At 48.8% G+C, this 24,086-nt stretch carries 21 protein-coding genes; 2 read left to right on the top strand and 19 right to left on the bottom strand.

What is annotated here, in order from left to right; genetic code table 11:
* Positions 1–2 precede the first annotated feature (2 nt).
* The 7 genes from KO512_RS03845 to KO512_RS03875 form a co-directional block, all read right to left on the bottom strand.
* Positions 3–998: a HupU protein gene (locus KO512_RS03845; RefSeq protein ID WP_215951016.1), complete on the bottom strand. Its 996-nt coding sequence runs from the start codon at positions 996–998 to the stop codon at positions 3–5.
* Complete coding sequence (locus tag KO512_RS03850) at positions 991–2,388, bottom strand: PAS domain-containing sensor histidine kinase (RefSeq protein WP_215951017.1); 1,398 nt, start codon at positions 2,386–2,388, stop codon at positions 991–993. Before KO512_RS03850 ends, KO512_RS03845 begins: the two co-directional genes overlap by 8 nt.
* Before the next feature lie 93 nt (positions 2,389–2,481).
* Entirely contained in the window at positions 2,482–2,829 is a 348-nt protein-coding gene (locus tag KO512_RS03855; RefSeq protein ID WP_215951018.1) for a TraR/DksA family transcriptional regulator, read from the bottom strand.
* The gene (locus tag KO512_RS03860; protein WP_215951019.1) at positions 2,822–4,585 is read right to left on the bottom strand and encodes a PAS domain-containing hybrid sensor histidine kinase/response regulator; all 1,764 of its coding nucleotides are present in this window, start codon (positions 4,583–4,585) and stop codon (positions 2,822–2,824) included. Before KO512_RS03860 ends, KO512_RS03855 begins: the two co-directional genes overlap by 8 nt.
* Positions 4,569–5,732 carry an alcohol dehydrogenase-like regulatory protein ErcA gene (gene ercA / locus KO512_RS03865; RefSeq protein ID WP_215951020.1) on the bottom strand — a complete coding sequence of 388 codons (1,164 nt, stop codon included), beginning with the start codon at positions 5,730–5,732 and terminating at the stop codon, positions 4,569–4,571. Before ercA ends, KO512_RS03860 begins: the two co-directional genes overlap by 17 nt.
* Before the next feature lie 145 nt (positions 5,733–5,877).
* Positions 5,878–7,785, bottom strand: a complete 1,908-nt coding sequence (gene htpG, locus KO512_RS03870; protein WP_215951021.1) for a molecular chaperone HtpG — start codon at positions 7,783–7,785, stop codon at positions 5,878–5,880.
* Between the two features lie 117 nt (positions 7,786–7,902).
* The gene (locus KO512_RS03875) at positions 7,903–8,613 is read right to left on the bottom strand and encodes a DUF599 domain-containing protein (protein WP_215951022.1); all 711 of its coding nucleotides are present in this window, start codon (positions 8,611–8,613) and stop codon (positions 7,903–7,905) included.
* Between the two features lie 61 nt (positions 8,614–8,674).
* On the opposite strand from KO512_RS03875, the gene KO512_RS03880 reads away from it, so the two are divergent.
* Both KO512_RS03880 and KO512_RS03885 read left to right on the top strand, forming a co-directional pair.
* Entirely contained in the window at positions 8,675–9,538 is an 864-nt protein-coding gene (locus KO512_RS03880) for a DMT family transporter (protein ID WP_215951023.1), read from the top strand.
* Positions 9,538–9,855 (top strand): DUF3301 domain-containing protein, encoded by a 318-nt coding sequence (locus KO512_RS03885; protein WP_215951024.1) that lies wholly within the window; start codon positions 9,538–9,540, stop codon positions 9,853–9,855. Before KO512_RS03880 ends, KO512_RS03885 begins: the two co-directional genes overlap by 1 nt.
* Before the next feature lie 75 nt (positions 9,856–9,930).
* On the opposite strand, the gene KO512_RS03890 is transcribed toward KO512_RS03885, so the two are convergent.
* The 12 genes from KO512_RS03890 to KO512_RS03945 form a co-directional block, all read right to left on the bottom strand.
* Positions 9,931–10,929, bottom strand: coding sequence for a class I SAM-dependent rRNA methyltransferase (locus KO512_RS03890; RefSeq protein ID WP_215951025.1), 999 nt, complete (start codon positions 10,927–10,929; stop codon positions 9,931–9,933).
* Positions 10,929–11,543 (bottom strand): LON peptidase substrate-binding domain-containing protein, encoded by a 615-nt coding sequence (locus KO512_RS03895; protein WP_215951026.1) that lies wholly within the window; start codon positions 11,541–11,543, stop codon positions 10,929–10,931. The genes KO512_RS03890 and KO512_RS03895 overlap by 1 nt, the downstream gene beginning before the upstream one ends.
* A gap of 105 nt (positions 11,544–11,648) precedes the next feature.
* A complete protein-coding gene (locus tag KO512_RS03900; protein ID WP_252734788.1) occupies positions 11,649–12,083 on the bottom strand; it encodes a DsrE family protein in 435 nt (144 codons plus the stop codon).
* Between the two features lie 61 nt (positions 12,084–12,144).
* The gene (locus KO512_RS03905; RefSeq protein WP_215951027.1) at positions 12,145–12,729 is read right to left on the bottom strand and encodes a rhodanese-like domain-containing protein; all 585 of its coding nucleotides are present in this window, start codon (positions 12,727–12,729) and stop codon (positions 12,145–12,147) included.
* 150 nt (positions 12,730–12,879) lie between these two features.
* Entirely contained in the window at positions 12,880–14,376 is a 1,497-nt protein-coding gene (mqo, locus tag KO512_RS03910; RefSeq protein ID WP_215951028.1) for a malate dehydrogenase (quinone), read from the bottom strand.
* 449 nt (positions 14,377–14,825) lie between these two features.
* Positions 14,826–16,493, bottom strand: a complete 1,668-nt coding sequence (locus KO512_RS03915; protein WP_215951029.1) for a methyl-accepting chemotaxis protein — start codon at positions 16,491–16,493, stop codon at positions 14,826–14,828.
* Positions 16,494–16,654: 161 nt separating this feature from the next.
* Complete coding sequence (fabV, locus tag KO512_RS03920) at positions 16,655–17,848, bottom strand: enoyl-ACP reductase FabV (RefSeq protein WP_215951030.1); 1,194 nt, start codon at positions 17,846–17,848, stop codon at positions 16,655–16,657.
* A 269-nt stretch (positions 17,849–18,117) separates the two neighbouring features.
* Positions 18,118–19,047, bottom strand: a complete 930-nt coding sequence (locus tag KO512_RS03925; RefSeq protein ID WP_215951031.1) for an electron transfer flavoprotein subunit alpha/FixB family protein — start codon at positions 19,045–19,047, stop codon at positions 18,118–18,120.
* Positions 19,047–19,796: an electron transfer flavoprotein subunit beta/FixA family protein gene (locus KO512_RS03930; protein WP_215951032.1), complete on the bottom strand. Its 750-nt coding sequence runs from the start codon at positions 19,794–19,796 to the stop codon at positions 19,047–19,049. Before KO512_RS03930 ends, KO512_RS03925 begins: the two co-directional genes overlap by 1 nt.
* A 149-nt stretch (positions 19,797–19,945) precedes the next feature.
* A complete protein-coding gene (locus KO512_RS03935) occupies positions 19,946–21,832 on the bottom strand; it encodes a propionyl-CoA synthetase (protein WP_215951033.1) in 1,887 nt (628 codons plus the stop codon).
* Positions 21,833–21,911: 79 nt separating this feature from the next.
* Positions 21,912–22,802 (bottom strand): 3-hydroxyisobutyrate dehydrogenase, encoded by an 891-nt coding sequence (gene mmsB / locus KO512_RS03940; RefSeq protein WP_215951034.1) that lies wholly within the window; start codon positions 22,800–22,802, stop codon positions 21,912–21,914.
* 178 nt (positions 22,803–22,980) lie between these two features.
* Positions 22,981–24,084, bottom strand: a complete 1,104-nt coding sequence (locus KO512_RS03945; RefSeq protein ID WP_215951035.1) for an enoyl-CoA hydratase/isomerase family protein — start codon at positions 24,082–24,084, stop codon at positions 22,981–22,983.
* Positions 24,085–24,086: the final 2 nt, after the last annotated feature.

Here is a 24,086-nt window from a genome sequence, read left to right on the forward strand (position 1 = left end):
GATTACTTATCGACTTTCTGTCGGCTCGGCGGATAGATGATTCGCTCAGACGTGGCATTGACCTTCAACCGCTCCGGCGTTGCCGCTTTGGACAGTGACGCTAAGGCAACAAACCAGGCTTTGGGCATATCGGTTGGCAGGCCCACGGGAATACCGGCGATTTTGCGGGTTTTAGTAAAGGCGTACGTAGGCTCTTCAAATTCTGGCGCAGTACAATTAATACAGGCGTAACCGCCACGGGTGCATGAACCTTCGCCATTCCACGGGCGAATATTACAATCCGCATGAGCCTGTGTACCCAAACACCCCATATTCTCCATCATACAACCCTGCTCACCAGGCAGTTCAGCACTAGCCTTGTATTCATAGTATTCATTACGGGAGCAGCCATGATGTACTAGGTGATCAGCATAGCTACGAGGTCGTCCGAGGTTATCAACCTGCTCAGCACTAAACTCACCCAGCGCGATCTGTAACAAAGTTTCGGTAATCCAGTTCGGATGAGTTGGGCAGCCAGCGATATTAACGACACCTTGACCACTGCCCGACCGATAACTGGCACCCAATAAGCCTCCGCTAAGTTCGCCATCAAATTGCAGGCCGGTCGCCTCGGTGATATTTTCGCCCGCCGCACTGATACCACCATAAGCAGCACAGCTGCCCACGGCGACGGTATGTTTTGCTCGGGCCGCCAATTGCCGCACCCAATCGATCATTGGCACGCCAGTGCCGCCCATCACATGAAAGCGACCAGTGCCCATCGGCCCCATTAACATCGAGCCTTCGATACAGAGAATATCCAACGGAATGTCACCAGCAACCAACTGCTGTAAAAGGTCGATCACTTCAGCGCCACTCTGTTCGCTCAACGAGGGATGCCACAGCAGATTGATGCCTGCGGCATCAAAGCTGGTGAGAAGATCCGGCGCTTCAGCATTCAGCATAGACATACTGCAACCACCACAACCGCCCGACTGTAACCACAGAAGATTAACCATGATTGCGCTCCTGATTGTCTGCCTCTACAGCAGTTTCGACTGACGTTGCCGTGGAGACTGAGGGATCGGGCAAAGCCTCTTTAGGTAATTCTAAACGAGCGATAGCACCACCCTCATTACAATTACTAATCAATAACTTACCGCCATGTTCTAAGACTATACCATAACTAATAGACAACCCAAGGCCAGTTCCTTCGCCCACCGGTTTAGTGGTAAAGAATGGATCAAACACCCGCGACAGATGCTCCTCGGCTAAACCCGGCCCACTATCGCGTAAAGTAAACCAAACCAACGTATCGCTCTCGCCAGCGCTTAATGCCAAGTGAGCATCGGACTGATGTTTCATGGCATCTACAGCGTTTTGAATCAGATTAACAATCACCTGATGAATCTGTCCCGCATGACCTAATGCCTGTATTTTATCGGGTAGATTAAGCTCAACCTCAACGGGGCGATGACTCTCTTTGATGATCCAGTGGAGAGCGGTTTTAATCACATGGATAAAGTCGAAGCGGGTTTTCTCGGCTTCCTGACAGGAAGAAAATTGGCGTAGATCATGAACAATATCCCGCACTCGATCGGCCCCTTCCATCGTCCCCTCAACCAGTGAATTGAGATCGCGGATCGCTTTATCCAAACGCAAACTTTCGCGTAACTCGCGTAGCTCTGCTCGGCTTCGATTTTCACTGACGGCATTAAAATAGGTATAAAGTTTGTCGGTATAACGACGCAAAGCATGCATGTTGCCATAGACGAAGCTGATCGGATTATTTAACTCATGGGCAACACCCGCCACTAGCCGACCAAGCGATGCCATCTTTTCAGATTGTACCAGTCGCTCCTGTGCCAGCTTAAGTTCAGCATGGGCCTGATTCAGCTCTTTATAGGCTTTTTGTAGCTCACCTAGGGGACGCCCGATCATCACCATACCCGCCATACGGCCACGCTTGTCTCGCCGGGGACTGCAGTTCATCGCCAGCGGCACCCATCCTTTGCGGCCAGCTAACTCGACTTCACAATCCCGTACCGGCTGCACCCGTAGCTGATTTTCAATATCGGTGAATTTGTTTTGGTAAGCCGGCGCAACCAACTCAATAAAGTCTTTGCCGATCAACTCCTCGGCGGCCACACCGGTCAGTTGCTCGAAGGCACTGTTCAGTTGCTGAATCACCCCCTGTTTATCACAGACGATCAGCACATCACTCATAGCGCTCTGAACACTGTCGAGAAAGCCCTGGGTTTGCTCCAGCTCTAAATTTTTTTGTTCGATCTCAACTTGGTAATGCACTAGGTCGGCATAGGTTTCATCCATTTTCTGGATAACACTAACCCAAGCTTCATCAGCCAGTTCTGGATTTTCAACAAAGTCGTGTGATTTTTTATCAGCCATCGGCGGTATCAAAACTCAATAACGGATTCCATTCAGATTACTCTGCTGCACGAACAAGTGCAAAATGATTAGAGCGATGAGCACTCATGTCGATTACTGCTCTGAAGCGGACTGACAGTCCAAACAATAACGACTATCCGGGCGTGCTAACAGCCGTGACAAATTGATCACCTTATCGCACCCTTCACAATAACCATACTCAGCTTGATCAAATTTCTGTTCGCTATGCAGCACTTCATGCAGGCGCAAGCGGCACTGCGCCAGATTTGCCAACGCCATATTTTGCTGCTGCAAGGCATCGCCGCGGGAAACCCGCCCCACCGCCTGCTGATCCAATATGACCGGTTGAGCGCTCTGCTGTAAGCTGACAATCTCGTCGTTCAATTGAGCTTTAAGCGCCTGTAGAGCTAAGCGACATTGTTGCTGTTGCTGGTTATCCATCAACAGCACTCCCTGGCTGCAAAAGATGACTCACCAAGGCCCGCAATTTGCCTGCTTTCACCGGTTTGTTTAACACAGGTAGACCCTGTGCCCGAAACAGTTTGCGTCCCTCAGGCGAGCGGTCGGCGGTAATAATCGCCGCAGGAATGCTAACGCCTGCATATTCACGCACCTGCGCTACCGCCTCAACCCCCGTGGTATCATTATTTAGGTGGAAATCAGCCAGAATCAGCTCTGGTATTAACCCTTCGCTCAGATAGTTCTCAATGGCCTCAGCCGAATCGATGGCGACATAAACATAACAGCGCCACTGTTCTAACAGCGCTTTCATACTCACCAAAATATCTTGCTCGTTATCAATTACCAGAATCGCCCGGCCACTCAAATCGTGCTGCGGCAGCTGTTGTGGCTGTAAAATAGGCTCAATCACTTCACCACTGAGAGGCACCGATACACTGAACATCGTGCCTTGCCCTAACTGAGAACGAACCCCCACTGGATGATCTAACATGCCCGCAATACGCTCAACAATCGCCAGCCCCAAGCCGACCCCCTTACGTCCGGTTTGATACTGATGGTCGATCTGCTGAAACTCTCTAAAGATATCATCCAATCGATCTTCGGGAATGCCGGGGCCGGTATCCCACACCTGAATTTCTAGCCAATCTCCACGGCGACGGGCACCGAGTAACACGCGCCCCTCAGGGGTATAACGAAATGCATTGCTCAGAAAATTACGTAACACCCGCATCAGTAGACGAGTATCACTATGAACATTCAGCCGATTGCCACTCACACTAAATTTAACCCGGCGCTGTTCGGCTACTGGCTGAAACTCTACTTGCAGCATCCGAAATAGATAGTTTAGAGGAATACTGATCAGATCAGGCTGTACAGCATTCTGATCTAGTCGCGAGATATCCAAAAGGTCGCTCAATAACTCTTCAGCACCTTCCAGAGCAATATGAATACGTTCAACAAGATGATTATTGTCTTGTTCTAACTCCCGCTCTTGTAGAGTGGACACCAGCAAGCGCGCAGCATTCAAAGGTTGTAGTAAATCATGACTCGCCGCCGCGAGGTATTTATCTTTACTCTTATTAGCCTGTTCTGCGGCATCCCGCGCCACTTTTAACGCCTGCTCAATCACACTACGTTCGCTGATCTCACGCACCAACTTATCATTCAGCGAGACCAGCTCTTGGGTGCGATCATCGACCCGCACCTCTAACTCTTCGTTTAGTTTCTTAAGTTTATTCTGGGCTTTTTTACGCTCGGTGATATCGGCTACAAACACCTCAAGCAGATCCCCTCTAGCATCTTGCTTTAACAAGACGTTGAGAGAGACATCGACCGCACTACCATCTTGACGTTTCAAGCGGGTTTCATAGCTCAACAACTTGCCATATAGCTGTAATCTTTCTAGGAACAAAGGATATTCATCAGCATCAAACAGCAGGTCAGCGGCAAAAGACTCCACTCGACCACATAATTGCTCGGCGTCGGTATAGCCACAGATTCTCGCCAAGGCAGAGTTAGCGGTGATTAAACCTTGGTTCAGCCGCGCCTGAAAGATACCGTGCTGAGCATGATCAAAGATCAATTTATAACGATTCTTCTCAGCTTCCAGCTCTTCAATTTTAGCTAGCAGCTCAGGATAATGACTCTTTCGGGCTGATTGACCGCCCAGCCCCATCAAGCGCTCGACGGTGAGGCGATCACTGGGAGAATAAGTCACCTCAGAGCGCTTCTTCATAGACCACCTCGACATCCCGCTTACTGGATTTACGCGGATTGGTCAAAATACAGGGGTCTTGAATCGCTTTCGCTGACAGAATAGGAATATCACTGAGGTTCACCCCTCGCTCGGCCAGACCATCAATTAAGCCAACATCCCGTTTCAGTTGAATCACTCGGTCCTGCAGCCGTTTATGCACCATTTGGTTGTTCATGCCGCGGGTATCAATCCCCATCGTCTCGGCAATCACGCGAAATTTATCCTCGGCGGATTTAAAGTTAAAGCCGATCACATGCTCTAGCAGCATCGCATTGCACATACCATGGGGTAGATCCAGAAATCCGCCCAAACTATGTGACATCGCATGTACAGCACCGAGAATCGCATTAGAAAAAGCTAACCCCGCTTTCATACTACCGAGCATCACCTGTTCACGTAGCTTCAGATCCGTTGGCTCTTTCACCAATGCCACCAGATTATCGTTCACCAGTTTAACGGCATCTAGAGCATGCATATCAGTGAGCGGGCCAGAACCGGTCGAAACAAATGCCTCGATCGCGTGCACCAAGGCATCGACGCCAGTACAAGCGGTCAGAAAGGGGTCCATCGTGATTGTCGTTTCCGGATCAATCAGTGAAACATCCGGTACCACCGCTTTACTGACGATCGAGATTTTCATCTTCTCCTGCTGATCGGAGATGATGGCGAACTGAGAAACATCGGCGGAGGTGCCTGCCGTGGTGGGGATAAAGATCAATGGTGGGATCGCCACTTCAATGGTATCAACCCCTTCAAATTCTAGAATATGGCGGTTATGGGTGGCGACAATCCCGATCCCTTTGGCACAATCCATGGGGCTACCACCGCCCACAGCAACAATTAAATTACAGCCCTGCTGCTGATAGATCTCAGCCCCTTTCATCACCTCTTCTGCACGGGGGTTGGGCGAAACCGCAGTAAACAGTTCATATTCAAAACCGGCCAACCGAAGGTCCTGTGCCACATCATCAACCCAACCGGCGGCCAACACACCAGGATCCGACACCAGTAGAATTTTACGAGCGCCAAAAGAGCGTGCAAAATTAGCCACTGTCTTTCTAGCCCCTGCGCCAAAAACGATTTCAGGCGCCACAAATTTACGCAGATTAGCGATATCATTACTCATATTGAATCCTGATTAGGGCAGACAAGTTATTAATTTTATTGTTGTTTTCCGTACTAATCCATACGAGAAGCTTTGATTATATCAGTATTGCAGGCATAAAAAAGGCGACCCTAGGGCCGCCTTTAGTCATAGCGAGAATAACCGTTTAGTTAATCAGATTAAGCAATAGCTTATTCAGACGGCTAACGTAGGCTGCTGGATCATCCAACTGACCACCGGCCGCTAATTGAGCCTGCTCAAAGATAACCAATGCCAGTTCACCGAAACGATCTTCATCTGCTTCGTTGTCCAGCTTGCTGATCAGCGGATGCTCTGGGTTAATCTCAAAGATTGGCTTGCTCTCAGGCACAGCCTGACCCGCCGCTTCCATGATCTTACGCATCTGTAAGCCCATATCATAGGCCCCCAGTACGACACAGGCAGGCGAGTCTGTCAGACGGTGAGTCACACGTACTTCACTGACTTGCTGTTCAAGACTGTTTTTAAGACGTTCGGTCAGACCTTCCATCTCTTTAGCAGTTTCTTCCTGCGCTTTTTTCTCTTCTTCGTTCTCAGTTTCGCCGAGATCCAGCTCGCCCTTGCTGACATCTTGGAATGACTTACCGTCGAAGTCGAACAGTTGGCTCATCAACCACTCATCAACCCGATCAGACATCAGCAATACTTCGATACCCTTCTTACGGAAGATTTCGAGATGTGGGCTGTGCTTAGCAGTATTGTAGTTTTCAGCGACGGCGTAGTAGATCTTATCCTGACCTTCCTGCATCCGTGAAACGTAATCTTCCAGCGATACACTCTGTTCAGACGAATCATTATGGGTCGATGCAAAACGCAGCAGCTTCAACACGGTTTCGCGGTTAGCTGGATCTTCAGCCGGACCTTCTTTTAGCACTTCGCCGAACTCAGTCCAGAACTTAGCGTATTGCTCAGGATCATTTTTAGCCAGTTTACCCAGCATATCCAGTGAGCGTTTTGTCAGCTGAGTTTTCAGCTTATCGACCACAGGATCTTTCTGCAGGATTTCACGGGATACGTTGAGTGACAGATCGCTCGTATCAACCACACCTTTAATAAAGCGTAGGTACATCGGTAGGAACTGGTCAGCTTGGTCCATAATAAAGACCCGCTGAACGTATAGCTTCAAGCCGCGCGGGGTATCACGATTCCACAAGTCATAAGGCGCATGGGCCGGTACATACAGCAAGCTGGTGTAATCCAGTTTACCTTCAACCCGGTTATGGCTCCACTTCATAGGATCTTGGAAGTCATGGGAGATATGTTTGTAGAACTCTTTAAACTCGTCATCGCTGATATCGCTTTTAGAACGAGTCCAAAGCGCAGTAGCAGAGTTAACGGTTTCATCTTCCGGTGCCTTAGGCTCTTCACCCTCTTCAACCGGTTCAGGTTCTTTCTGCATAATCACTGGCAGTGAAATATGATCAGAGTATTTACGCACTAACGTACGCAGACGGAAGCCATCCGCAAACTCTGACTCTTCATCTTTCAGGTGCAGAATAATGGTGGTACCGCGCTGTGCTTTTTCAACGGTTTCAACGGTAAAGTCACCTTCACCTTGAGAAACCCAACGCACACCATTGCTAGCAGGCTCACCCGCTTTACGGGTAATCACTTCGACTTCTTTAGCGACGATAAACGCTGAATAGAAACCTACCCCGAACTGACCGATCAACTGAGAGTCTTTCTTTTGATCGCCGCTCAATTCTGACAGGAATTGAGAAGTACCTGATTTAGCAATTGTCCCCAGGTGCTCGATAACATCCTGGCGGTTCATCCCCAAACCGTTATCATCGATGGTAACGGTGTTGGCTTCTTTATCGAATTCGACACGAATACGCAGATCGCCATCGCCTTCGTACAAATCATTATTTGATAATGCTTCAAAGCGCAGCTTATCAGCGGCATCCGACGCATTCGAGATCAGCTCACGAAGAAAGATCTCTTTGTTTGAATACAAAGAATGAATCATCAGGTGAAGCAGTTGCTTCACTTCAGTTTGAAAGCCTAGTGTTTCCTGCTGAGTTTCTGTGCTCATCTATCAATTCCCAATCTTACTGTTACAAAGATTTACTGTTAAAACGAAAACCGTTGAACCTAAAGATGGGGCCAGCCCCTTTCTTTTCAAGGGGCCGAAAGTGAAATGGCGTACAAATTATTCCGTCCGACTGATCACCAACTGACGTAAAGTACTGGAATTAAATTCCCGACGATAGAGGATAACCACCACCCCGCTGGCCATCAGCATGAACAACCAAGGATTAATAAACCACGCCAGTACCGACAAGCTAAAATAGTAGGTGCGCAAACCTAAGTTGAAATTATTGGCCGCCATGGAACTCATAATCGCCAGTCGCGTAGCATGGGCCTGCATTTCAGTTTCGGTGCCATCATTGGGTTGAGGGGCGCCACCGATCATCACCGAGGTAAAGCCATACTGGCGCAAACTCCAAGTAAACTTTAAAAACGCATAAACAAACATGCTAATTAGCACCAGCAGCTTGAGCTCCCATTCCGCTTTGGTGGCATGACTCGCGAAGGGAAAGTCACCGACAACATCAATCGCTTTATCGGTTGAACCTAATACAGTCATTAAGCCCGCTAAAATAAGCATGGTGGAGGACGCAAAAAATGATACGCTACGCTCCAAATTAGCCACAGCGGCGGTATCAGCAATACGTACCTCGCGACGCAACATGCGAGTCATCCACTCCAGACGGTAATTATGCATCACACTCGCCAAACAGTGACTGTCTCGAGCCCGGCGGCGAGAGTATGTGTTATAGCCTTTAAAACAGAGCAAAAACCAGCTCAACGCTAAAAGGTTAAGCCAGTTTGAAGAAAGAAAGCCAAGCAGCTGTTCCATGCATATTCCCGAAAGATAAAAACATATCGACATTGTAAATAAAACAACAGGATAGACAACCTTGCTCAGCCAATATTCTAACCTTCTTTTAGGCGCTGCTTTTGCCTTTGCCACCACATTGGTGATGAGTCTGGCCGCCGCCGCAACGAAGTACACCGCCGAGTTTATCTCGATCGAGCAGATCGTGCTGTTTCAGTACCTTATCTGTACACTCATCATGCTGCCTTGGCTGGGCCGCAAGGGCATTAAAGCGCTGAAAACTCAAAAGCCAGGTTTACATCTAGCCAGAGGGTTATCGGGCTGGCTCTGCTTTTATGCCTACTATCTCGCGCTCAATGAGATCCCGCTGGGTGAAGCTTCCCTACTACGCAATGCAGCCCCTCTAGTGGTGCCCTTACTGGTATTGGTTTGGTTAAAAGACCGTATGCCGCTGATCAACTGGCTGCCGGTTATCATCGGTTTTATTGGCATTGCCTTGGTACTAAAACCCGAGGGTAACCAATTTAATCCATGGCACCTTGTCGGTGTTGCCTCGGCGATGTTACTGGCGGTATCGATCGTCACGACCCGAGAACTTACGCTCACCGAGCCCACCAATCGTATTTTATTTTACTATTTCAGTCTATCCGCTCTGTTTTCGCTACCGTTAGCCTTAGTCGACTGGCAACCCATCAACCCCGTCAGCGTACCGTTAATCTTAGCCATCAGCTTATCGATCTGGTGCATCATGTGGCTCTACACCAAAGCTTACAGTTATGCGAAAGCCTCCGTGATTGCCCCCATCAGTTATTGTGGTGTTCTGTTTGCCGGTTTGCTCGGCTGGCTTTTTTGGCAGCAAGTTCCTGATATGATGTCGATCATTGGTGCAGTGCTGATAATCGGCGGTGGCATAGGCTCAGTTTGGCTGGGACGGGAGAAAAATTGATGTATCTAGCTCTATCTGATCTATTTTGGCTAACGCTGATTGTTTTATTGCTCTGGCATTGGTGGCAATCGCTGAAGGTGAAAGAGGTCGCCTTGAAAGCCGCCAGCCGGCACTGTGAAGGACTGGATCTACAACTCTTGGATCAAAGTGTTTATTTACGGGGCATTTGGTTAAAGCGGAATGATCAAGGCAAGATAAAAATCTGGCGATCTTATCTGTTTGATTTCACCGCTACGGGCGATGACCGAGCGAAAGGGCGCATCGCCCTACTCGGCTTAGAGGTAACCGGCATTACACTGGATGCCCACCGTATTTAGATGGGCATAGTCTGCAGCAGGAAGTTAAACGGCGAAATTAAACGGTTTAGTTATCCCACAGCATAACCCGAGTGATCAGAGCTGTAACACCACCAGTTTAAGCGGGAACTGACCATCTGGCGAAGGAAAGTCGGCTTCAGGCTCCAAACGGGTCACCTGCTTGACCGGACAGCCCGCTTTAGTGGCACAACGCTGCACCGTATCCAGCCAGTCCTCATAGTTCACACTGGCAACATTGTTGGCACAAATTAACTGACCACCGGGCTTAGTCGCTAATAAAGCAGGCTTCAAGACACTGGGATAATCCCGAATCAGATCCACCGTGCCAAACGCACTTTTCGCCCACCGAGGTGGGTCAAGAAACACCAAATCAAACTGCTCTTCCCCGATTTTAGGAAAAGGTTTGGGTTTTCGCCCACGGCCCACCCGCTGTTTAATCGGGATGCCTGCCAACTGTTTGGCGGCAGTAAAAAAGTCACTCTGAAAAAAGCTAATCTGTGATTCATTTAGATTATTCAGTTCCGCATTCTGTCGACCAACATCCAACGATCGCGTGGAAAAATCCACATTTAGCACCCGGCTGGCCCCCGCCACAGCGGCCACCACCCCCACACCGCAAGTATATGAAAATAGATTCAATACCGATTTACCTGCCGCATGTTGCTGTATCCAACGACGTCCCGCGCGCATATCTAAAAACAGCAGAGGGTCCTGCCCTTCATGCTTGCCTTTGACGCGATAACTCACCCCTAGCTCATGGGCAATACCTTCCCAATGATCCACCCGAAAATCATCCCGCCGACGGGAGTTTGGGGAACTTCGATCGTTATAAACACTTTCGAGTTTACAACCGAGATAACCTTCAACCTGCTGATGAATTGCGGCCGCCTGCTCTTCGCTAATCGGCTCATGAAATGTCTGAATTAATAACTGCGGACCATAGCGATCCACCGTTAGACCCGCACAGCCCTCGTTGACCCCATGAAATAAACGATAACAATCACTGTTTTCAGCGTGCAATGTTTCCAGTAATGAACCGCGATGGGTCAGTGCCGTTTGAATCAGATCAAGCATTAAAATTCCTCAAGCAGAGTCGCTATCAATTCCAGCCGCTCTATTGGGCTGTCTATTTCTAATAAGCGCTGTTGGTTGGCGCCTGAAAAAGGTAATAACGATGCTAACTGAAAGCTAAAAGCATCAGCCGTATCGATATTAATCCGAGAAGCGTCGAATGATAACAGAGAATGCTGTTCGAGATGCGTAGAAATCGCGCAGAGCCGCGCTAACGCTTGATCTAAATTCAGATACTGAAAGGCGGCTAACGGCTCGACATTCGCCTGCAGCAAACCATCATTTCCCTGAGTAACATTACTCACCCTAACACGCTCTATTCCTTCTACCTGAATACCGATCATCTGGTTTGGTAGTGGCTGCCAGTCAGTAATCATAGCGCAGGTACCGATAGGGTAAAAATCGACATCCGGCTTGGTAGCATCTCGCGCTTGAAGAAGCACAAAGGGAGCATTATCAGCAAGGCACTCTTTAACCATACGTCGGTAGCGTAACTCAAATATTTGCAACGGAAGAAGCGTACTGGGAAACAGCACCACGGGCAACGGAAATAAGGAAAGTGTTTTCATCGCTTTATTATAGAGGGTTATATTAGCGATCCCCGTCTCCTTATCCATCGCAACAATCTAAAGAGACATCACGGCAACCTGTGTATCGCCAGAAAAGCAAAAACGCATCGGCTGTTATAGCAGCGATGCGTTTTATTCTGTAGCGGTAAGGTGTTAGAAGTTAAATACCCGCGCCTCTTCATCCATCAGTGCATCGGCCATTGCTGCCGGCTTAGCCGCACCAACACCCTCCAGCAACGCATCCATCCCGACACCTTTATTCGGCAGATACAGCGCACAGACATCAACCTTCGCACCACCCGACATAAGCTTTTGCATCAGCTGTTCAGGGGTCACATTTTTAGGTTTCAAGGGCGTTGACTGATGCCCTTTCAATGCCATATCACCCGCACTATCACATAACAGCACACTCACCCGTGCGCCCTTCGCCTGCATTGCATTACCGAGCACCATCGCCATACCGCGGGTCTGCTGTTCCGCACTGGTCAGCGTAATAACAACTTTATCGACGGTATTGTCGGCAGTAGCAGCTACAGGCGACATTAGTGAGGCGGCTACCACTGCAGAGGATATTACTTTCTTCATCATGTCATCTCCATAAGACAAAGAGACCCGTTAGCCTCTTTGATAACATAAAACATTAATCTGATTATTTAGCGGGAAGCCATGCAACCGCAGGATCAACCTTATAGCTCCAAGGCAGACCTGAGTTACGCCAGCCATTCACCGCACGTACACCTTTAGAGTCACCCTCTTTCAGCTTACTGCCTTCAAAACCATCGACTACAGTCCAGACGTTTTTATAACCTTGCTCAGCCAATACATTCACGGCCGGCGCGCTGCGGGTTGATCCCGAGCGGCACATCATAATAATCGGTGTATCTGCCGTCGCGCCGAGCTGCTTAAGTTTTTCGGTGACTTGCTGAACAAAGTTAGGATTTTTCACCATCGCCCAGCCACCCTGCTTATCACTCCAGATGCTTGCATCAGCAACCATCCACGGCACATGAATACGCGTCGGCGTGGCGAAACCGGTAAATTTAATTTCGATCGGATCCCGCACATCCACAAGAATAGCGGCATCATTTTGCTGCATCATAGTCCAAGCCTCTGATGCGGTAACGTAAAGATCAAGGCGGGTTTGCGCTGTTTCTTTTGCTGGCTTATCGGCAGCAAACGAGGTCGCTGCCAACAGACAACTTAATATGCTTGCGGCAATCACTGTTTTTTTCATTTTCGTCTCCAGAGGGTTTTCCCCATTGCTGAAAACAATATATTAGAAGATGCTAATTAATGAAAGCCTTAATTAGTGCCACAAGCAAAAAAAAACCACTCCGAAGAGTGGTTTGCCTGTACTGCTTTAGATCGATAAAGCTATCTATGTTTAAGCTTGATAGTCCTTAGAAAGTTCCAATGTTGACAGAGTGCGCTGACGAATGGTGCGCAGCAACTGACCATCTTCAATCAGTGACTGACCATAAGATGGCACCATCTCTTTCATCTTCGCCTGCCACTCAGGAGTCGCCATACGTTCAGGGAAGCAACGCTCAATCACATTAATCATGGTAGGTGTTGCCGTTGATGCACCAGGAGACGCACCCAGCAAGGCAGCCAGACGCTTGTCTGAGGATGAGATTACCTCAGTACCAAACTCGAGCTTACCCTTACCTTTCTCATTTTTCTTAATAATCTGAACTCGCTGACCCGCGTAAGACAGATCCCAATCATCATCTTGCGCATCGGGGAAGAAACGACGCAGCGATTCCACGCGGTCAGCGTGTGATTGCATCACCTCACTGATGAGATAACGGGTCAAATCCATGTTCTTAACCCCAACCTGCATGATTGGCTTAAGGTTGTTCAGACGCATACTCAGTGGCATATCCAGTGCGGAGCCCTTCTTCAAGAACTTGGTTGTGAAACCCGCAAATGGGCCAAACAACAATGCACGCTTACCATCGATTACCCGACTATCTAAATGAGGAACCGACATCGGTGGTGCACCAATAGGCGCTTGGCCATACACCTTAGACATATGCCGTTCAACGATTTCAGGCTTCTTACAAACCAACCACTGGCCACTCACTGGGAAGCCGCCGTAACCATCGCCTTCAGGGATACCGGACATCTGCAACAATGGCAGTGCGCCACCACCGGCACCGAAAAACAGAAACTTAGTACGAATATGTTCTGTTTTACCGGTATGGCCGTTTTTAACGCCAACCCGCCAGTCGCCATCACTATATTGGGACATATCTTCAACAGAGTGACTCAGCAGTAGATCGAAGCCTTCCTGCTGCTCGAGATACTTCACCATATTACGCGCCAAGGCACCAAAGTTAACATCTGACCCATGAGCAACTCGAGTTGCCGCTACCGGCTCGTCAAGCTGACGATTCTGCATAATCAATGGCATCCACTGACGCAAAACCTCAGGGTCATCCGAAAATTCCATTTCCGCAAACTGTGGTGATGCACTCAGGGTTTCATAACGTGTCCGTAAAAAGGCCACATTCTCAGCGCCCATCACAAAACTCTGATGGGGCACATTATTGATAAAATTATGAGGCTCTGGCAGATATTGGTGCTCAACCAGATAGGACCAAAACTGTAAGCTTTTTTCAAATGCGACGTTAATATCAAAAGCCTTATCGGTATTGATACTTCCGTCCTCATTCTGAGGGGTATAATTGAGTTCACAATAAGCCGCGTGGCCCGTACCCGCATTGTTCATTGCATCGGTACTTTCTTCAGCGACATGATCAAGACGTTCGACCATTGCGATTGTCATGGAGGGATCCAGCTGTTTAAGCAGAACCCCCAAAGTGGTGCTCATTGCACCTGCACCAACCAGCAGTACATCAACAGATTTTGAGGTCATACAAACTTCGCCATTTGACTATAGATAATGGATGCAGAGACCCTTTCAGAAAGGAAGCTTTTGGCCGAACAAGAGAATATCAACAAAAAAAATATGTTATAACCGCTTGATATAACTGAAACAATCCCTGGCAGCCCGATTGATATGCTACTGCTAGATCGAATAAGCAGGCTAACAGTGTATCAGGCTTATGCTGTGCTGCTGATTATACGCATTCCAAGGAAAAAATCTTGTGCATTGCAGTAAAATATCATCATCCCTTAGGCTTATTCTTATCCTAAAGTAGTAAGCGTAAGACGTAATTTTAACTGAAAGATAATTGCAAAAAGATAGATTTAGAGATACGTATTAACTCACCAACGTAAATGCACCGATATGAGCCCGCAGCAACCCATATCGGATAATCAAAAAGGGCCGCAGCCCTTTTCATTATTTACGTTTTTATAGACTCAAGAAACTTTAAAGCGTTCCACTAATGTTTGCAGCCTATCGGCATCATCAGACAATTTCTTAACTTCCAGCTTGTTTTCACCGGCAATCGCCGACGAGTTTTCAGAATAGCCGGCTATCTCGGTCACCGTTTGATTCAGGTTATCACACACCTGACTCTGCTGCTCGGCCGCCGTCGCAATCACCACCGACATATCCTGGATCTGATTCATATGCTCAACGACTTTATTCAGTTCACACATCCCCTGCTCTGACTGATGAACCGCCAGATCGGTCTGCTGAAAACTATGTTGCATACTTCGCACCGCCTCACCAGAGGCTTTTTTCAGCTGCTCAATACTCTCATGCACCTGCAATGTACTGGCCTGCGTCCGAGTCGCTAAAGTACGGACTTCATCGGCAACCACTGCAAAGCCACGTCCTTGCTCTCCGGCTCGGGCCGCTTCTATGGCAGCATTCAATGCCAACAGGTTAGTCTGGGCGGCAATCTCCTGAATCACACTCACCACGGAGATAATATCCTGCACATTATTCTCCAGTGTAGAGATCGCTTTATTAGAGCCCGACACATCTTCAGCCAACACTTTTACCGCAGAGGTTAACTCTGTCACGCTCGTCCCCGCTCGACCGATATTTTCACGGGATTCATTAGTCGAGGTTGCTGTCTCAGCGGTATTATGGGCGATATCAGCTGCCGTCGCTGACATCTCTGACATAGCCGAGGCTGAGTGTTCAATCTGAACCTGCAACTTACCTTGCTGCTCACTCACCGCATAAATTCTATCGCTAATAAAACGAGCTCGCTTTGTCACACTCGCTGATAACCCAACTAAATCGGTGATCATACTTTCTAAAGTTGCGATAAAACCATTAAAGTTATGCGCCAGCTCGGCTAACTCATGATCGCCTTCCACATGCAATCTAACGCTCAGGTCAGCGTCACCCGACACCAACTCTTTCATCGAAGCAGAAATGCTCAATAACGGTAGCATCACCGAACGCTTAACCAGAGAACTGAAAATGATGGCCAACAGTAGTAACACCATGCTGGCAAGACCAAAATAGAGCAACAGAGTCGATTGGTTTTCAGAAGAGGCTTGGTCCAGATCACTGAGTACTGCATTCACATCATCAAGATAGAACCCTGTACCGATCATCAAATCCCAGCGTTCCAGATAGAAGGCATAAGAGAGCTTCTCTTCTGCCACCTTCTGATTAGGTTTTGGAAAATGATAACTGACGATCCCGCCACCGTTTTGTCCCGCTTTAACCAGTTCACGTACTAAATAAACGCCATTCGCATCCTTTAGATCCCAATAATTTTCGCCGATCCCTTTATCACTATTCCCTAGAAAGACCCGATCACCCTTCCCGGTGTAACCAAAAAAATAGCCATTATCACCAAACTTTAAAGTCCGCAGCGTCGGCAAAGCCTCTTCCAATGAACCACCATTCTCATATAACTGGCGGACAGCGCTATACGCCATCTCGTTCATAAACTTCAGTTCTTCGCGTTTCATCTCGACAAACTTGATATTAGCTAGATCAAGTTGCTCCTGTCTTAGCTGCTCGCTTTCAAATAAAGTTAGCAAAAACAGTATGATTGCTAACAAAACAACGGGAGCGGCACTCATTATCGTGAGGCGCTTACTGATCGATAGGGTCATCGGCTGACTCTCTTTTAACTAATGTGGGTTGATTACATACGTAACCCTGACTTTTATCAAACCAAGTGTCCCCATTACGAGGCTACACATTGACAACAGCGGGGAAATAACAGGTATAAAAAAAGCGGCCATATGCCGCTTTTAATCGAACTCATTAAAGCTTAGATATCAATGACATCAAATTCAACCAAAGGGCTGACATCTTCATCATAATCAACACCCTCTAAGCCAAAACCAAACAGCTTCAAGAACTCATCCTTATAAAGTTGATAGTCGGTCAATTCAAAGAGGTTTTCACTGGTGACCTGTGGCCATAGCTCGCTACACTTTTGCTGGATATCATCACGCAGCTCCCAGTCATCCATGCGCAACCGATTTTCCTCATCCACTTTACCGCTATCACCCGCAATACCGGTGCTGAATAAACGGTACACCTGCTCCATGCAGCCTTCATGAACACCTTCAGCGCGCATAATTTTAAATACCATGGAGAGATACAGTGGCATCACCGGAATCGCTGAACTGGCTTGGGTAACGACGGATTTCAATACCGCAACATTCGCGCTACCGCCCTTAGCCGCTAACTTAGTATTCAGCTCGCCTGCGGCACGATCAACATCTTTTTTCGCCTGACCTAGTGCGCCGTCCCAGTAAATAGGCCAAGTAATATCCGTACCAATGTAGCTATAGGCAACCGACTTACAGCCTTCGGCCAGCACACCGGCTTCATCCAGCATATTGACCCATAATTCCCAATCTTGGCCGCCCATCACAGTGACCGTATCGGCGATCTCCTGCTCGGTCGCAGGTTCGACTTCCGCTTCGATAATAATATCTTTATTGGTATCAATCGCCGTTGAACGATACGTTTCACCGATAGGTTTTAAGCATGAACGAATGACTTCACCGGTATCCGGCATCTTACGGACTGGAGATGCGAGGGAATAAACCACCAGATCAATCTGACCTAAATCTTCTTTAATCAGATCAATGGTTTTTTGTTTCGCTTCATTAGAGAACGCATCGCCGTTCAGGCTTTTTGCGTACAGGCCCGCTTCATGGGCTTTCTTATCAAATGCCGCGGCATTGTACCAACCGGCAGTACCGGTTTTTCTTTCCGTCGCTGGCTTTTCGAAAAACACCCCGATAGTGGCAGCACCACAGCCGAACGCAGCGGAGATACGTGACGACATACCGTAACCACTAGACGAACCGATCACCAATACACGCTTAGGGCCGTTTTCAATCGGACCTTGCGCCTTGGTGTAGTCGATCTGTTCCTGAATATTACGCTCACACCCTACTGGATGGGTTGTGGTACAGATAAAGCCACGAATCTTCGGTTTGATAATCATTATGGATCCACTTTACTTGTCATTCCCGCTGACGAACCTGTCGTGCTGTCCGCGCGAGACGTTTTGAAATCGTTGTTTAAATTGGCACCTGAAACAGCCGGTAAAGATAACCGATTTTAACCGTCTAATACAGTTAAAGCCGTACAAACTGGTACAAAAAAAGCCCACCTTCACTCATAAAGGTGAGCTTTTATACTATCGTAAACCACGATTGAGTGCCTAGGCATCGATAGAATGGTGTTTTATGTACCGTACTTTAACGCAACGAATTACAGCTTAGCGTCCAACTCAGGCACGGCATCAAACAGGTCTGCCACGAGGCCATAATCTGCGACTGAGAAAATAGGCGCTTCTTCGTCTTTGTTAATCGCAACAATGACTTTAGAGTCTTTCATCCCCGCTAGATGCTGAATGGCACCGGAGATACCCACCGCAATATAGAGATCAGGGGCAACGATTTTACCGGTCTGACCGACCTGCATATCATTAGGTACAAAGCCCGCATCAACCGCGGCCCGAGACGCACCGACAGCCGCGCCTAATTTATCCGCGAGCGATTCCAGTAAGGCGAAGTTTTCACCATTGCCCATGCCTCGGCCACCAGACACAATCACCTTAGCCGCCGTTAACTCAGGACGGTCACTCTTGGCCATGGTTTCACCGATAAAACTTGAAGTACCCGCATCATGAACGGCCGTCACCGCTTCTATAGAAGCACTGCCACCTTCAGCGGCTGCCGCATCGAAACCCGTAGTACGCACGGTGATGACTTTGATCGGATCAAGGGATTTAACCGTCGCGATCGCATTACCTGCATAGATAGGTCGGGCAAAGGTATCATCACTCTCAACCGCCATCACATCAGACAATTGCACGACATCGAGTAATGCCGCGACCCGAGGCAGTAGATTTTTACCACCGGTAGTCGCCGGCGCAATAATATGAGAATAATTAGCACCCAACTCAGCCACCAAGAGGCTAACGTTCTCAGCCAACTGATGTTCATAAACGGGATTATCCGACAGTAACACCTGAGAAACACCGGCCACGGCAGCGGCTTCATCAGCGACTGCCTGACAACCGCCACCGGCCACCAACACATGGATATCACCAGATAGTTGAGTCGCCGCCGTTACGGCATTCAAAGTAGCGCCTTTGAGGGACTGGTTATCATGCTCTGCAATAATCAGAATAGCCATCAGATCACCTTCGCTTCATTCTTGAGTTTATCCACCAACTCTTCCACCGAGGCCACCTTAATACCCGCTTGACGAGCAGCAGGTGGTGCCACTTTCAACAGCTGGGTATGGGCTTTAACCTCGACACCGAGATCTGCCGGTGTTTTAGTGTCCAGTGGTTTGCGCTTCGCTTTCATGATATTCGGTAACGACGCATAACGCGGTTCGTTCAAGCGTAGATCGGTGGTCACAATGGCCGGCATCGCCAGCTCAACGGTTTGCAAACCACCATCGACTTCACGCGTTACCTGAACCTTGTCACCATCGACCTTTACTTCAGAGGCAAAGGTACCCTGTGGCATTTTCGTCAGCGCGGCCAACATCTGACCGGTCTGATTATTATCAGAATCGATGGCCTGCTTACCCATAATGACCAAGCCTGGCTGTTCCTCTTCAACCACTTTGGCGAGTAACTTAGCCACAGTTAAAGATTCCAGATGCTCGTCGGACTGAATCAGCATGCCTCGATCAGCGCCCAGCGCCAACGCGGTTCTAATCTGTTCCTGAGCGGCCTGTGGTCCCAATGAAACCACTACCACCTCAGATGCAACGCCTGCCTCTTTGAGGCGTACCGCTTCTTCGACGGCGATTTCACAGAACGGATTCATCGCCATTTTTACATTATTCAAATCAACATCGCTGTTATCAGACTTAACCCGTACTTTTACGTTGTAGTCGATAACGCGTTTGACAGTTACCAGCACTTTCATCTGTCTATCGCCTTTGCTTTTCTATTATCAAAAAGGGTCGTGCATCACATCTATTTCCAACAGCCACATAAACTGAGGCGCTTGCTCAGTCTACCGATCAAAGGTTATGACACAACAACCCTATAGGGTGAGGTGCTAGTAGCGAGTCTTTATCGCATACCCGCCTGATCCATGAGCTCGGTAATTTCTGTCAGAATGCTCTCGTCATCAATAGTCGATGGCATCTTATAGTCATCGTTGGCAGCAATTTTACGCAGAATAGCCCGCAAAATTTTACCGGAGCGAGTTTTCGGCAACCGCTGGACGATGATGGCTCGACGGAAACAGGCCAGCGCACCGACCTGATCACGCACCATTTTCACCAGCTCAGCTTCAAGCTGAGCTTCATCAACTTCTTCACCGGCTTTCAGTACAATCAACCCTACCGGCACCTGCCCTTTAAGCGCATCATTCGCACCGATGACCGCACATTCAGCCACCGCCGGATGGGAGGAAACCACCTCTTCCATCTCGCCGGTTGAAAGACGATGCCCAGATACATTGATCACATCGTCGGTGCGGCCTGTAATGTAGACATAACCATCCTCATCGATAAAGCCACCGTCTCCGGTGTGATAATACCCAGGGAAAGCCGTGAGGTAGGAATCGGTAAACCGTTGCGGTTGATTCCAGATATCCCAAGCAACACCCGGCGGCATCGGCAGAGTAACGACAATATTACCGGTTTCGTTCGCTTCAACCGGCTGCCCTTCGCCATCGACAACCCGAATATCATAACCAGGAATCGCTTTATTGGTGGAACCCAAGCGCGCTTCGGATGGATTATCCCAGCCCATCATCGGCGAGGTCATTGGCCAGCCGGTTTCGGTTTGCCACCAGTGATCGATCACCGGCACCTGCAGCAAGGTATCGAGCCATTGATAGGTGGACGAATCGAGTTTTTCACCGGCGACGAACACCCAGTTCAGACTGGATAGATCATACTTCTTGGCCAACGCCCCCTCAGGGTCTTCTTTACGAATGGCTCTAAACGCGGTGGGCGCACAGAACATCGAGTTAACCTTATATTCATCAATGACACGCCAGAAAGTACCCGCATCAGGGGTTCTAATCGGCTTACCTTCAAAGAAGATGGCGCTACAGCCGCCCATCAGCGGCCCGTAGACAATAAAGGAGTGGCCCACGACCCAACCAATATCGGAAGCACCCCACCACACATCGCCAGGATTCATACCATAGACATTATGCAGTGCGTAGTTCAGCGCCACCGCATGGCCGCCGTTATCACGGACAATGCCTTTAGGCGCGCCGGTGGTGCCTGAGGTATAAAGAATATACAGCGGATCACTGCCTTTTACGGGCACACAATCGGCAGGCTCTGCACCATGCTGACAGTCATACCAATCCAGATCCCGCTCGGCATTCATCTCAGCCACCAGCATCGGACGCTGACAGACGATGGTATGCTCAGGTTTGTGACTCGCCAGCTCAATCGCTTTATCAACCAAAGGCTTATAAGCAATGGTCTTATCAAATTCGATACCGCAGGAAGCGGTCAAAATCACCTTAGGCTTAGCATCATCTATCCGAATAGCCATCTCATGAGGTGCGAAGCCACCAAAGACGACCGAATGAATTGCCCCTAAGCGGGCACAGGCCAACATTGCCACCGCCGCTTCGGGAATCATTGGCATATAGATAACGACCGTATCGCCTTTGCCAACGCCTAACCGTTTTAAGCCACCCGCGAAGCGAGCCACTTTGGTGTGTAACTGTTTATAGGTAATTTGTTGTTTCGTGTCAGTTGCTGGTGAATCGTAATACAGGGCAACCTGATCGCCACGGGTTTCGAGGTGTTGATCCAGTGCGAGATAGCAGCTATTCATTTCGCCATCAGCATACCAACTAAAGGTGCCATTCTCGGTTTTGCTCAGAATTGTTTCTGGCGCTTTAAACCAGTTAATACGCTTTGCTTGTTCAGCCCAATAGGCTTCTGGATTCTGTTGCGCAGCCAGATATTCTTCGTTATATCCCATTACCGACTCCGGATTGTTTTTATAGGGGGAGTCTGCCGGCGATTGACACCGGCAGCGGTGCTAGATTATCAGTATTAAATTAACTGTCTTGATAGAGCTTGATGACGCTCGAGAAATCGAGACCACCATTGCCTTTTGATTTGTGCAGGCTGAACAAAGAACGGGCGGCAGAGCCCATTGGTACCGGTGAATTACTCTGCTGACTCAGCTCCATCGCCAAACCGAGATCTTTAAACATCAGGTCGACTTGGAAACCACCTTTATAATCATTGGAGGAAGGGACACCCGCCATCACACCTGGTACTGGGTTGTACACTTGCAGCGCCCAGTTATTACCAGAGCTTTGCTTCATAATTTCAGATAACACCGCTGGATCGAGTCCATTTTTCATGCCCATATTCAGCGCTTCACTGGTGCCCGCCATCAGAATCGACAGCATCATATTATTACAGGCTTTGGCGATCTGCCCTGCACCGCTTTGACCCGCATGGAAGATATTCTTACCCATGCAATCAAGAATCGGCTTAGCTTTGGCAAACTGTGCATCAGTCGCCCCCACCATGAAAGCCAAGGTTCCTGCCACCGCACCACCAACACCACCCGATACCGGCGCATCGATAAAGCTCAAACCACGCTCATTGGCTGCGGCAGACACACTTTGAGCCGTCGCTGCATCAATGGTTGAAGAGTCAATAATCAGCGCATCTTTGGAGATCACATCAAACAAAGGCGCATCACCGGTTTGATACAACCCTTTAACATGTACACCGGCTGGCAACATAGAAACAATAAAATCAGCGCCGGTCGCCGCTTCAACAGCAGAGGTTGCCGCATGACCGCCCTCAGCCGCAACGGTATCGAGCGCTGCCTGAGACAGATCAAACGCGTTAACTTCATGCCCTGCTTTCAGCAGGTTAATTGCCATTGGGCCACCCATGTTGCCCAGTCCGATAAATCCTATCGTAGCCATATCACTTTGCCTCTTATATTTATTCTGGACCTCAACCGCCGCTGACTGAACTCGCCGTTCGACACCCCTCTCAGGTTGTCATCACAGCGGCGCACGTCAGTCGGGCGTTATCGACGTCCTTGGATTGCAAAAAATTGTTATAAATCGTTTTTTAACTCGATGACGTCACGCTGCGCTTTTATGCTGACAGCGTCGCCAAAGGATTAACCGCCCAAGGGGCAACAAAGAACTGATCGACAAATGCCGGATCAACCTCTTGTACCGTTTTGTAAGTCCATTGAGGTGCGCCGTCTTTATCGACCAACAACGCCCGCACACCTTCGGGGAACTCACGGTGCTTACAGCTCTGCACTGACAGTACCAGTTCGCTCTCAAACACCTCTTTAAGGGACATATGCTGAGTCACTTCAAGCTGTTTCTTAATCAGGTGAACCGCCAGTGGGCTACCGTGACTGATCGCTTTTTTCGCCCGCGAGATCCATTTATCGTCGCTTTCAACGGCCATCAGCCCCTCGACCAAATCAGACAACGAATCGGTATCGGTGATCTGTTGAATAAAGCGGTAATGGTTCTGCACCGGCGAGTCAGGATTGAAGGCTGCTTGAGATTCCGACTCTAATTGACGCAACACGCGATTAGTCGCGCCATAAGCACAGCCATCCCACTGTTCCGATTGCAGTTTTTCAACCAGATCAGCGCGACGATCCGACGCGATAAATCGATCCGCCAGCCCTAAAAACAGTGCATCGGCCGCATTCATCGGATTACCGGTCAGCCCCAAGAACAGTCCTGTACGGCCCGGCATATGATTCAAAAACCAGCTGCCGCCGACATCAGGGTACAGCCCAATCGTCACCTCAGGCATCGCCATATGGGTGCGTTCGGTTACAACCCGATGGCTACAACCGTTCATCAGCCCCATACCGCCGCCCATCACGATACCGTGGCCCCAACAGATAATTGGCTTAGGGTAGGTATGGATGCTGTAATCGAGGGTATATTCTCGGGTGAAGAAATCGGTAGGGAAATCAGGATCGGCATCGCCGGTCATCGATTTGTATAGATTGACCACATCGCCGCCGGCGCAGAAGGCTTTCTCACCCGCGCTATCAAACAGGATGGCGACCACAGAATCATCGTCTTTCCAGCTATCGAGCTTCGGTTGAATCAGATCGATCATCTCGAGCGTTAGGGCATTGAGGGTACGTTCAGCGTTCAGCTGAATCTCAACAATCTTTTTGCCGTCTTGGGTCGGATATTCATTAAACAGTACACAGCTCATAT

This window comes from Amphritea atlantica (genome assembly GCF_018860855.1).
Lineage (GTDB): Bacteria > Pseudomonadota > Gammaproteobacteria > Pseudomonadales > Balneatricaceae > Amphritea > Amphritea atlantica_A.

Bases quoted from the DNA above. Each gene is read 5' to 3' on its own strand.
- KO512_RS03845 (WP_215951016.1), bottom strand. From the start codon at position 998: ATGGTTAATCTTCTGTGGTTACAGTCGGGCGGTTGTGGTGGTTGCAGT.
- KO512_RS03850 (WP_215951017.1), bottom strand. From the start codon at position 2,388: ATGGCTGATAAAAAATCACACGACTTTGTTGAAAATCCAGAACTGGCT.
- KO512_RS03855 (WP_215951018.1), bottom strand. From the start codon at position 2,829: ATGGATAACCAGCAACAGCAACAATGTCGCTTAGCTCTACAGGCGCTT.
- KO512_RS03860 (WP_215951019.1), bottom strand. From the start codon at position 4,585: ATGAAGAAGCGCTCTGAGGTGACTTATTCTCCCAGTGATCGCCTCACC.
- ercA (WP_215951020.1), bottom strand. From the start codon at position 5,732: ATGAGTAATGATATCGCTAATCTGCGTAAATTTGTGGCGCCTGAAATC.
- htpG (WP_215951021.1), bottom strand. From the start codon at position 7,785: ATGAGCACAGAAACTCAGCAGGAAACACTAGGCTTTCAAACTGAAGTG.
- KO512_RS03875 (WP_215951022.1), bottom strand. From the start codon at position 8,613: ATGGAACAGCTGCTTGGCTTTCTTTCTTCAAACTGGCTTAACCTTTTA.
- KO512_RS03885 (WP_215951024.1), top strand. From the start codon at position 9,538: ATGTATCTAGCTCTATCTGATCTATTTTGGCTAACGCTGATTGTTTTA.
- KO512_RS03890 (WP_215951025.1), bottom strand. From the start codon at position 10,929: ATGCTTGATCTGATTCAAACGGCACTGACCCATCGCGGTTCATTACTG.
- KO512_RS03895 (WP_215951026.1), bottom strand. From the start codon at position 11,543: ATGGATAAGGAGACGGGGATCGCTAATATAACCCTCTATAATAAAGCG.
- KO512_RS03900 (WP_252734788.1), bottom strand. From the start codon at position 12,083: ATGATGAAGAAAGTAATATCCTCTGCAGTGGTAGCCGCCTCACTAATG.
- KO512_RS03905 (WP_215951027.1), bottom strand. From the start codon at position 12,729: ATGAAAAAAACAGTGATTGCCGCAAGCATATTAAGTTGTCTGTTGGCA.
- mqo (WP_215951028.1), bottom strand. From the start codon at position 14,376: ATGACCTCAAAATCTGTTGATGTACTGCTGGTTGGTGCAGGTGCAATG.
- KO512_RS03915 (WP_215951029.1), bottom strand. From the start codon at position 16,493: ATGACCCTATCGATCAGTAAGCGCCTCACGATAATGAGTGCCGCTCCC.
- fabV (WP_215951030.1), bottom strand. From the start codon at position 17,848: ATGATTATCAAACCGAAGATTCGTGGCTTTATCTGTACCACAACCCAT.
- KO512_RS03925 (WP_215951031.1), bottom strand. From the start codon at position 19,047: ATGGCTATTCTGATTATTGCAGAGCATGATAACCAGTCCCTCAAAGGC.
- KO512_RS03930 (WP_215951032.1), bottom strand. From the start codon at position 19,796: ATGAAAGTGCTGGTAACTGTCAAACGCGTTATCGACTACAACGTAAAA.
- KO512_RS03935 (WP_215951033.1), bottom strand. From the start codon at position 21,832: ATGGGATATAACGAAGAATATCTGGCTGCGCAACAGAATCCAGAAGCC.
- mmsB (WP_215951034.1), bottom strand. From the start codon at position 22,802: ATGGCTACGATAGGATTTATCGGACTGGGCAACATGGGTGGCCCAATG.
- KO512_RS03945 (WP_215951035.1), bottom strand. From the start codon at position 24,084: ATGAGCTGTGTACTGTTTAATGAATATCCGACCCAAGACGGCAAAAAG.